The organism is Rhodococcus sp. NPDC055112 (assembly GCF_053607505.1).
Genome location: NZ_JBSGTR010000028.1, coordinates 49,277 through 58,707, shown reverse-complemented (window position 1 = coordinate 58,707; position 9,431 = coordinate 49,277). Strand labels below are relative to the sequence as shown.

Below are 9,431 nucleotides of genomic sequence, written 5' to 3'. Positions count from 1 at the left end.
GTTTTTAATGCGTCGGGGTCCCCCGTGATCTACCCGCCCTCAGTCGTCGGCTGCGTCAGATGTTTCTAGGTGCCCGCCCTCAACCTTGATCCACGGCATCGGCGCGGCAGGCGATCCACCCGCCGCCGGCCCGAACCGACAGCGGCTACTGGACGACGATGGTGCCGCGCCCCTGGACATGCGGGAAGTTCGTGTCGATCTGGACTTCGATCCGCCCGACCCCGGTGTCCGCGGTCATCGGCACCCACGGGCCGTCCGTCGGCGACAGCGGTGTGTCGTCGCCGAGCGGCACCGGCGGCCCCGGGAAGACTCCACTCGCTCCGGTGTCCAGGTTCTTCCAGCGCAGGGTGGCCTCGACGCCGCAGTACACCCCCTGGAACGGGTCCGGCACGAAGGTGAACTCCGGTCGCACCCAGATCGTCGGGTTCTGCCCGAAGAAGAGGGCGTTCGGGTCGTAGTGCGCGTCCACGGTCCCGACACACCCGAGGGCCCCGCCACCGAGTGTGTAGGTCGGCGAGATCCCCACCGGGTCCGACGACGACCCGGTCGACGCCGCCGCGGTCCCCCCTGTCAGCGACGCCGCCACCGCGACCGACACCACAACTGCCCGAGTAATTCTCATCGTCCCTGCCCCCCCAGCCGACGCTACGGCGTCATCTCGTAGGCACCATCGTAGGCCCGCACCTGTTCCCACACCCGACCGAACCGGTCCTCGTCCACCACGGGCTTGCGGACCGCGCCGAGCGCCCACTCCTGCTGCGCGAGCGTCGACGACGGCTTCCCGTGCAGGGCAATGGCATACCCGGAGAAGTCGCGGATCTGGAAGTCGAAGATCTGATCGACCAGGTCCCGGTCGAGCCCGGTGATCTCGGCCTGCTCGAGGACCAGCTGCCCGTACACGACGAGCGAGAACAGATGCCCGACGTTGAGCAGGAAATCCAGGTCCTTCTGCTGCGCCGCATCGGGAGCCGCGGTGGTGAGCAGCTTCTTGAGCTCCAGCGCCTGCTCGTAGAACCGCACAACGTTCGGGATGTCCGCGAACCGCTCGTAGACCTTCGTCCAATCGTGGAACTGCACCTTGGCCGCGCCGCGGGTGGGACCCTGGTTCCAGAAGAACTCGTCGTCGGCCGCGTCCAGGCGGGTTCCGATCTCGGGGAAGCTCGCCGGGTTGAACATGTAGTTCGGCATGAACTTGAGGATCAGCCCGACGTTGACGTGGACCGTGCCCTCCAGCTTGGGCAGGCAGCCGATGACCTCGACGGCCTCACGGAAGTAGGTGTTCTTCTCGTACCCCTTGGCCGCGACCACGTCGTGCAGCAGCGCGATCACGCGCTCGCCATCGGAGGTGACCTTCGCCTTGGTCATCGGGTTGAACAACAGGTAGCGGCGGTCCTCGAGGCTCGCGCTGCGGAAGTAGTCGACGGCCCTTGCGCTGAACTGCTTCATCGCGACCATCCGGGCGTAGGCGTCGACGAACGCCGCGCGCACGTGGGTGAAGTCGGTGACCGGGTTGCCGTAGAGGATCCGGTTCTGCGCGTGGGTGATCGCCTCGTAGAAGGCGTGCTCGGTGATGCCGATCGAGCCGGTGCACAGGTTGAACTTGCCGACGTTGACGGTGTTGAGCGCCGCCTCGAACGCCTGGACGCCCGTGTGCAGGATGTCCTCCTCGCGCACCGGGTAGTCCTCGAGCCGGAAGGTGCTCACGTACATCTGGCCGTGAATGACGTTGTCGATGAGCTTGTAGTTCGGATGCTGGCTGTCCGCGACGAAGAAGACGTATCCGTCAGATCCCTCGACGTCGGTCCGGCGACCGAACACCGACACCATGCCCGCGACATTGCCGTTGCCGATGTAGTACTTCTCGCCCGTCGCCAGGAAGGCGACGCCGTCGTCGCCGGGCTTCGGAGTGAGCAGCATGTCGGTGGAGTACACATCGGCGCCGTGCTCGCGCTCCGAGAGACCGAACGCCATCACGCCGCCGTCGGCCAGTTCGCGGGCGGCCCGCTGCTTCGCGGCGGTGTTCTCGCTCATCCAGATCGGTCCGAGGCCGAGGATCGTGACCTGCCAGGCGTACCAGTAGGCCAGACCGTAGAACCCGAAGATCTCACTGAGGGCGGCGTTGCGGGCCGCGTCCCAGCGCCGGTTCGGGTCGCCGTCACCGAACTCGGCCGGGGTCTGGAAGGTGGCGAAGAGCTTCTCGCTCTTCACGAACTCCAGGAAGTCCGACACCCAGGTGGCATCCAGGTCGTCCTGGAGCAGCTGCTTCTTGCCACGGTTCTCGAACCAGTCGACGGTCGCGCGCAGCAGCCGCCGGGTTTCCTCGTCGAACTCGGCGAAGTCGCTGGTGGTCGGGTTGAAAAGGTGTCCGTTCGCGGACATGGGCGTGCCCCTCTCTCGCAGATCAGCTCGCATCTGACATGAACCTACCAGCGAGTAGCAAATCCTCTCTCTTGTGGCGCGGGTCACTCCGATGCTACGTTCTGACACAGCGCGACAATTTTGTTTCATTGTCCAATCCGACAGGAACCCCCGATGCCGCTCGACTTCGATTCCGCCATCCGCGAGGCCGTCCCCATGCCGGTGGACGATGAGATCACCTCGAACTCACCGCGACTGGGCCCCGATTCCCTGATCTGGAAGTACTACGGCGACGTGCGCGGACTGCTGGGCTTCCAGCGACTCGCCGGGACCGAGAACTGCATCGAACAACTCGGCAAGGCGGTCGAGGACCATTCGGTGATCTTCTCGGACACCCTCGGCCGGGCCAGGCGCAGCGGACCCCCGATCATGAAGACCGTCTACAGCGAGGACCCGCACCACTGGGGCCGCACCGTCCGCGACTTCCACAAGCCGATCAAGGGCACCGTCGCCGACGGTTCGCGCTACCACGCGCTCAACCCCGAACTCTTCTACTGGGCGCACGCCACCTTCGTCGACCAGGTCCTCTACGTGACCGACACCTTCATCCGGCGCCTGTCCCACGAGGAGAAGGTCCAGATCTTCGAGGAGGGCAAGACCTGGTACGGCCTCTACGGGGTGAGTGATCGGAGTCAGCCGCAGACCTACGAGGAATTCCTCGAGTACTGGGAGCAGATGCTCGACCGGTTCGTACCGACCCGGACCATCGGGTACGCCACCGGGTACATCAGGAAGGGCGTGCCAGGGCCGCGACGAATCCCGGCGCCGGTGTGGCGGGTGCTGTCGGCGCCCCTGAACGGCTTCATCCGCACCGTCGTTGTCGGCACGCTGCCGCCGCAGATGCGCGAGGTCTGCAACCTCGATTGGGATAACAAGAAGGAGAAGCGGTTCCAGCGATTCGCTGCCTTCTCCCGCCGTATCAACCCCCTCGTCAACCGGTTGCCGCTGCGCGCGCTGTACCTGTCCTGGGCCTACGACGCATGGCGCCGGGTCGGCGTCGATCCCCGACCCCTGATGAACGCCCCCCTCGCCCCCACCGCCCGCTAGGAGTCAACCGTGCGCACCAGAGTGTTGGCAGCTCCCCCGGCCGGCAGCGGCCTCCGACCCATCTACGGCACCGGCGACCCCGGCGTGATCGAACTCCTCCGCTTCTTCCGCAATCCGATCGAGCTTGTGGCCCAGCGCCGCGCGGCCTTCGGCGACATCACCTACATCAAGGCGTTCGGCCTCGAATTCGCCATCCCGCTCACCGCCGACGGCACCGAGTCGGTGGCCATGAACCGGCAGAAGGCGCTGGCCGCCGAACCCGCATGGGGTTTTCTCATCGGACCGTTCTTCCGCCGCGGCATCCTCTTGATGGACTTCGAGGAGCACCGCCACCACCGGCTGATCCTGCAGCAGGCCTTCAACAACAAGCGGCTGCGCGGGTACCTGGACGAGATGCAGCCGATGCTGCGCAAGGGCGTCGAGCGACTCCCGACCGGCGAGAACGTTCTCGTCCTGGACGAACTCAAGGCGCTCACCCTCGACCTGGCCCTCGAGATCTTCCTCGGGATGGACCTGCCGCGCGCCGAGGCCGACCGCATCAACAAGGCCTTCATCGACTGTGTGAACGCCGGGATGTCGATCATCCGCAAGGACATTCCGGGGACCAAGTGGGCGAGGGGCCTGGCCGGGCGACGCGTGCTCGAGGAGTTCTTCCGTCGACACCTGCCCGCCAAGCGCGCGTCCGACGAGACCCCCGATCTGTTCTCGGTGCTCTGCCATGCGCGGTCGGAGGAGGGCCACACCTTCACCGACGAGGACGTCGTCAACCACATGATCTTCGTGCTGATGGCCGCGCACGACACCTCGACGATCACCCTCACCACCATGGCCTACTACCTGGCCAAACATCCCGAGTGGCAGGACAGGGCGCGGGCACAGTCCCGCTCGCTGTCCCGCGAGATCGACTACGACAACCTCGACGAGTTCACGGTGCTCGACGCCGTGATGAAGGAGTCGCTGCGACTGAACTCCCCGGTGCCGGGACTGGCTCGACGGGCGTTGGAGGACACCGAGATCAACGGGCACTTCGTCCCGAAGGGCACCTACGTGAGCGCGGTGGGAATGGTCAACCACCACAACCCGGACCTGTGGACGCATCCAGAGCGCTTCGACCCGGACCGCTTCTCCCCCGAGCGCGCCGAGGACAAGTCACATCGGTACGCCTGGATGCCGTTCGGTGGCGGCGTGCACAAGTGCATCGGCCTCTACTTCGCCCAGATGGAGATCAAGACGATCATGCACAACCTGCTCCTCGAGTACGAGTGGTCGGTACCCGCCGACTACACCTGGAAACTCGACAATTCCACGCTGCCGGTCCCGAAGGACCACCTGCCCGTCACGCTGCGGGCGCTGTGACCGCGGATATGCTGGCACGCGATGAACACGCGCCCCGCCCCCGTCGCGCCGACCGCTCCCCCTGCGGAGCAGGCGATGCTCGACGCCGCCCGGGACGAGTTCGAGCGCTACGGGATCCGTCGAACCAACATGGACGACGTGGCCAAGCGCGCCGGGATCAGCCGCAGCACCCTCTACCGGAAGTTCCCGAACAAGGATGCGCTGGTCGAGGTGTTGGTGTTGCGCGAGGCGGGACTGTTCTTCGACCAGCTCGACGCCCTGGCCCGGGACCTGGATCCGCCGCGGGCGCTGGTCGAGTGCTTTGCGCGGGGCATCGCTCTGACGCAGGAGATTCCGCTGCTCGGCCGGATTCTGGAGAGCGAGCCGGAGATGCTGGTCGAGGTGACCACGCGGACCGAGGGCGCACCGATCGCGGTGGCGGCCGCCCGGGTTGCCGCCGCGCTGCGTCACAGCGGGGCGACCATGCCCGAGGACGACCTGCTCTCGGTCTCCGAGATCCTCATCCGCATCTCGATGTCGCTGCTGCTGCACCCGCACGGCCGCCTCGACACCACCGATCCCGACGCGGTGCGTCACTACGCCGAGAGGTACCTCGTCCGACTGGTGTGGTGACACCGTGACGGCGTCGGTCGAGGCGCTGCTGCGCCAGCTGCCACCCTCCGCCGAGTTCGGCTCGGCCACCGCCCCTTTCACCGGCGAGCCCCTCCCCGAGATCCCCCAGACCGGCAACGAGTCGGTGGCCACGGCGGCGATCGCCTGCCGCGCCGCGCAGCCCGCGTGGGCGGCCCTGCCGGTGCGCGATCGGCAGCGGGTGCTGGCCCGATTCGCGCGGCTGTTGGTCGAGGACCACGACCGGCTGTGCGACCTCATGCAGTGGGAGACGGGCAAGGCCCGCGTGCACGCCGCCGTCGAGGTACAGGGCGTGGTCTCCGTGGCCCGTCACTACGCCGCCCGTGGCGGCGCCTACCTGGGCGAACGGCGCGCACTCGGCGCGGTGCCCGGCCTCGTCTCGGCCCGCGTAGGGTACCGCCCGAAGGGGCTCGTCGGGGTGATCGCGCCGTGGAACTACCCGCTGTTCCTTGCCGTCGGCGACGTGGTCCCGGCATTGCTGGCCGGGAACGCGGTCCTCAGCAAGGCCGACTCGCAGGCCCCGCTCACCCTGCTGCACGCGCGGCACCTGGCGGTGCGGGCAGGGGTGCCCGACGCCGTGTGGCAGGTGGTCGCCGGGCCGGGGAGCCGGCTCGGGCCCGCCCTGATCGACGCGGTGGACCACCTGAGCTTCACCGGCTCGACCGCGACGGGCCGCGAGATCGCGCGGCGCTGCGCCGACCGCCTGATCGGGGCCTCGCTCGAGCTCGGCGGCAAGAACCCGATGATCGTCTGCGCGGACGCCGACCTGCGGGCCGCCGCCCGCGGCGCCGTGCAGGCCGCCTTCTCCAATGCCGGGCAGATGTGCATCGGCATCGAGCGAATCTACGTCCACGAGAAGGTGTTCGACAGGTTCCGCGACGAACTCGTCCGCCGCACCGCGAGACTGCGGCTCGGCGCCGGATACGGCTACGACGTGGACATGGGTTCGCTCACCTCGCGACGGCAACTGGACCTCACCACGCGCCATGTGGCCGACGCCCTCGCCAAGGGTGCGAGCGTCGCGACCGGCGGCAGGCCCCGTCCCGACCTCGGTCCGTTCTTCCACGAGCCGACCGTGCTGACCGGCGTCACCGCCGAGATGGCCGTGTACGCCGAGGAGACCTTCGGCCCTGTGGTCTCCCTCTACCGGGTGGACTCCGAGGCGGAGGCCGTCCGCCTCGCGAACGAGGGCGAGTACGGCCTGAGCGCCAGCGTGTGGACCAGGGACCTGCGGTGTGGCCGTCGGATCGCGGCCCAGGTGGTCGCGGGCGCGGTGAACGTCAACGACGGCTACCTTTCCGCGATCGCCTCGCTCGGCGCGCCCATGGGCGGGATGCGCACCAGCGGCACCGGGCGGCGGCACGGCCGCGAGGGCATCGTCCGCTACACCGAACCGCAGACGGTCACCACCCAACGCGTCGCAACGGCGTACCCCGACCGATTCCGCGGGCCACTGCTCCGCGCGATGAACGCGGGCACCCGTGCGTTGCTCGCGATACGACACCAATCATGAGGAGAACGATGCGAATCCTCGACGAGGCGCTCGCCGCAGGCACGCTCTGGCGGGCAGGGGCGGTGCCGCGCAACCCACGATCCCTGGCCTCAGGCGCCCGCGCGGTCGCCCGGCTCGGGCCGTTCGGCGGTCTGCCCGCCTTCGGGGCGGCGGCCTTCCCGGACCGCGTCGCCCTGGTGGACGACCGGGGCCAGCTGACGTTCGCCGAGTTCGCGCGGCGAACCCACCGGCTGGCACGCGCGCTCACATCCCGGCTGGCCTCGCCCCAGCCGGGGGTCGGCATCCTGTGCCGAAACCACGCCGATGCCGTCGTCACCCTCTGCGCTGCGTCGGCCGCGGGTGCCCGGGTGGTGCTGCTCAGTCCCGATTTCGGCCCGCGCCAGGTGGCCCAGGTGGCCGCCCGCGAGCGGCTCGATGTGCTCGTCTACGACGAGGAATTCGCCACCGCGGCATCGGGTTTCGACGGTCCCCGGTGGTGCGCCTGGACCGAGGACGCCCGGTCGGAGAGCTCACTGGCCGCCATGATGACCGGCGAGTCCGCCGCGCTTCCCGCCCGGCCGGCTCGATCCCCGGCGTTGGTCGTGCTCACCAGCGGCACCAGCGGGCTACCCAAGGGCGCCCCGCGGTCGCAGGCGCCGTCGCTGCTGGTCCCCGCGGGGCTGCTCGCGAAGATCCCGCTGCGCGGCGGCGAGCGCGTGCTGCTCTCGGCACCGGTCTTCCACGGCTGGGGCCTGATCGTCGCGACCCTCACCCTCACCCTCGGCTCGACGCTGGTGCTGCATCGACGGTTCGACGCCGGGCGGGTACTGGCGGACCTGCAGCGGCAGCGCTGCTCCACCCTGGTGGCGGTCCCGACCATGCTGCGCCGGCTGGTGGCGCTCGGCGACGCGATTCCCGCGGCCGACCTGTCCGCGCTGCGGATCGTCGCGAGCGGCGGCGCCCGGCTCGACGGCGCCCTGGTCGCCCAGGTCACCGCGGCGCTCGGCCCGGTGCTGCACAATCTCTACGGTTCCACCGAGGCCTCGTACATCAGCATCGCGACACCGGAGGACCTGGCCGCGGCGCCGGACTGCGCGGGAATCCCGCCGCGTGGCACCGTCGTCCGCATCGCCGACGACGACGGCCGGTGCGCAGGGGTCGGTGCAGAGGGCCGGATCCTCGTGCGCACGCCGGGCCAGATCGATACGTACACCGACGGCACCAGCAAGAGCGATCCCGACGGGTTCCTCGACACCGGCGACCGCGGCCACCTCGACTCCGCCGGGCGCCTGTACGTCGCGGGCCGCTCCGACGCCATGATCGTCTCCGGCGGCGAGAACGTCTTCCCGGAGGAGGTCGAGATGGCGTTGCTCGCGCACCCGGAGCTGGCGGACGCCGCCGTCACCCCGGTCCCGGATGCCGAGTTCGGGCACCGGCTGCGTGCGTACCTCGTCCGCGCCGACTCCCCCGCGGGTCTCGACGCGCTCGACGAGCAGGCGGTCCGCCGGTACCTGGCCACGGAACTACCGAGATCGCGGATGCCGCGCGAGATCGTGTTCGTCGCTCGCCTCTCGCGGGGCTCGACGGGCAAGCTCACCCGCCACACACTCGACGAACTGCAGAAGGAGCACGGATGAGGGGCATCGATCTGACCGGCCGGGTGGTGGTCGTCACCGGCGGTGCCCGCGGCATCGGCCGCTCGACCGCGGCCGCGCTGCGCGCCGCGGGCGCCCGGGTCGCGATCGGCGACATCGACGAGGCGGAGGTGGTCCACACGGCCGGGCAACTCGGCGTGCTCGGCGCCGTGCTGGACGTCACCGACCCGGCATCGGTGACATCGTTTCTCGCCCAGGTGGAATCGACCCTCGGCCGGCCGTGGGGTTGGGTGAACAACGCAGGCATCATGCCGCTCGGCGCGCTCCTCGAGCAGGACGACGCCATCGTGGACGCGACGGTGGACGTCAACCTGCGCGGCGTCCTGCACGGCACCCGCGCCGCCGGACGGGCGATGGCACCGGCAGGCGGCGGCCGGATCGTCAACATCGCCTCGATCGCAGGCTGCATCCCGGTCCCCGGCATGGCCGTCTACAACGCGACCAAGGCCGCGGTGCTCTGCTTCGGCGACGCCGCCGACGCCGAACTGTCCGCCGCCGGGGTGCGGGTGTCCACGGTTCTGCCGTCGTTCACGAACACCGCGCTGCTGGACGGCACCCACCCCGGCCGACTGCTCGCCCCGATCTCGCCGGAGACGGTGGCCGACGCGGTCGTCGCGACGCTGCGGTCCGGCCGACGCCGGGCGGTCGTCCCGCGCCGGCTGTCCGGGTCCCTGCTCTGGCCGCTGTTCCCGCGCCCGCTCACGCGCCTGCTGCGGCGGGCGACCGGGCTCGACCGGGTGTTCCTCGACGTCGATTCCGGCCGCGCCGCGTATGACGCACGGATCCGCGGCGGGTCTACCTAGATCGGGGCGCCTCGACACGTGTGAGAGCAT

At 69.5% G+C, this 9,431-nt stretch carries 8 protein-coding genes; 6 read left to right on the top strand and 2 right to left on the bottom strand.

Annotation, left to right across the window (positions count from 1 at the left end):
• Positions 1-145: 145 nt before the first annotated feature.
• Together ACWFRB_RS14495 and ACWFRB_RS14490 are read right to left on the bottom strand one after the other, a co-directional pair.
• Positions 146-622, bottom strand: a complete 477-nt coding sequence (locus ACWFRB_RS14495; protein ID WP_143069381.1) for a hypothetical protein — start codon at positions 620-622, stop codon at positions 146-148.
• A 23-nt stretch (positions 623-645) separates the two neighbouring features.
• Complete coding sequence (locus ACWFRB_RS14490; RefSeq protein ID WP_452641845.1) at positions 646-2,379, bottom strand: acyl-CoA dehydrogenase family protein; 1,734 nt, start codon at positions 2,377-2,379, stop codon at positions 646-648.
• 153 nt (positions 2,380-2,532) lie between these two features.
• Between ACWFRB_RS14490 and ACWFRB_RS14485 the strand changes: the two genes are divergently transcribed.
• From ACWFRB_RS14485 to ACWFRB_RS14460, 6 genes are read left to right on the top strand one after another with little or no spacing between them, the layout of a single operon-like run.
• Positions 2,533-3,465 carry an oxygenase MpaB family protein gene (locus ACWFRB_RS14485; protein WP_452641844.1) on the top strand — a complete coding sequence of 311 codons (933 nt, stop codon included), beginning with the start codon at positions 2,533-2,535 and terminating at the stop codon, positions 3,463-3,465.
• Between the two features lie 9 nt (positions 3,466-3,474).
• Positions 3,475-4,821 (top strand): cytochrome P450, encoded by a 1,347-nt coding sequence (locus tag ACWFRB_RS14480; protein WP_452641843.1) that lies wholly within the window; start codon positions 3,475-3,477, stop codon positions 4,819-4,821.
• 21 nt (positions 4,822-4,842) lie between these two features.
• The gene (locus ACWFRB_RS14475; RefSeq protein WP_452641842.1) at positions 4,843-5,433 is read left to right on the top strand and encodes a TetR/AcrR family transcriptional regulator; all 591 of its coding nucleotides are present in this window, start codon (positions 4,843-4,845) and stop codon (positions 5,431-5,433) included.
• Positions 5,434-5,437: 4 nt separating this feature from the next.
• Positions 5,438-6,964: a succinic semialdehyde dehydrogenase gene (locus ACWFRB_RS14470; protein ID WP_452641841.1), complete on the top strand. Its 1,527-nt coding sequence runs from the start codon at positions 5,438-5,440 to the stop codon at positions 6,962-6,964.
• Between the two features lie 8 nt (positions 6,965-6,972).
• Complete coding sequence (locus tag ACWFRB_RS14465; RefSeq protein ID WP_452641840.1) at positions 6,973-8,580, top strand: AMP-binding protein; 1,608 nt, start codon at positions 6,973-6,975, stop codon at positions 8,578-8,580.
• Positions 8,577-9,401 carry an SDR family NAD(P)-dependent oxidoreductase gene (locus ACWFRB_RS14460; protein ID WP_452641839.1) on the top strand — a complete coding sequence of 275 codons (825 nt, stop codon included), beginning with the start codon at positions 8,577-8,579 and terminating at the stop codon, positions 9,399-9,401. The genes ACWFRB_RS14465 and ACWFRB_RS14460 overlap by 4 nt, the downstream gene beginning before the upstream one ends.
• Positions 9,402-9,431: the final 30 nt, after the last annotated feature.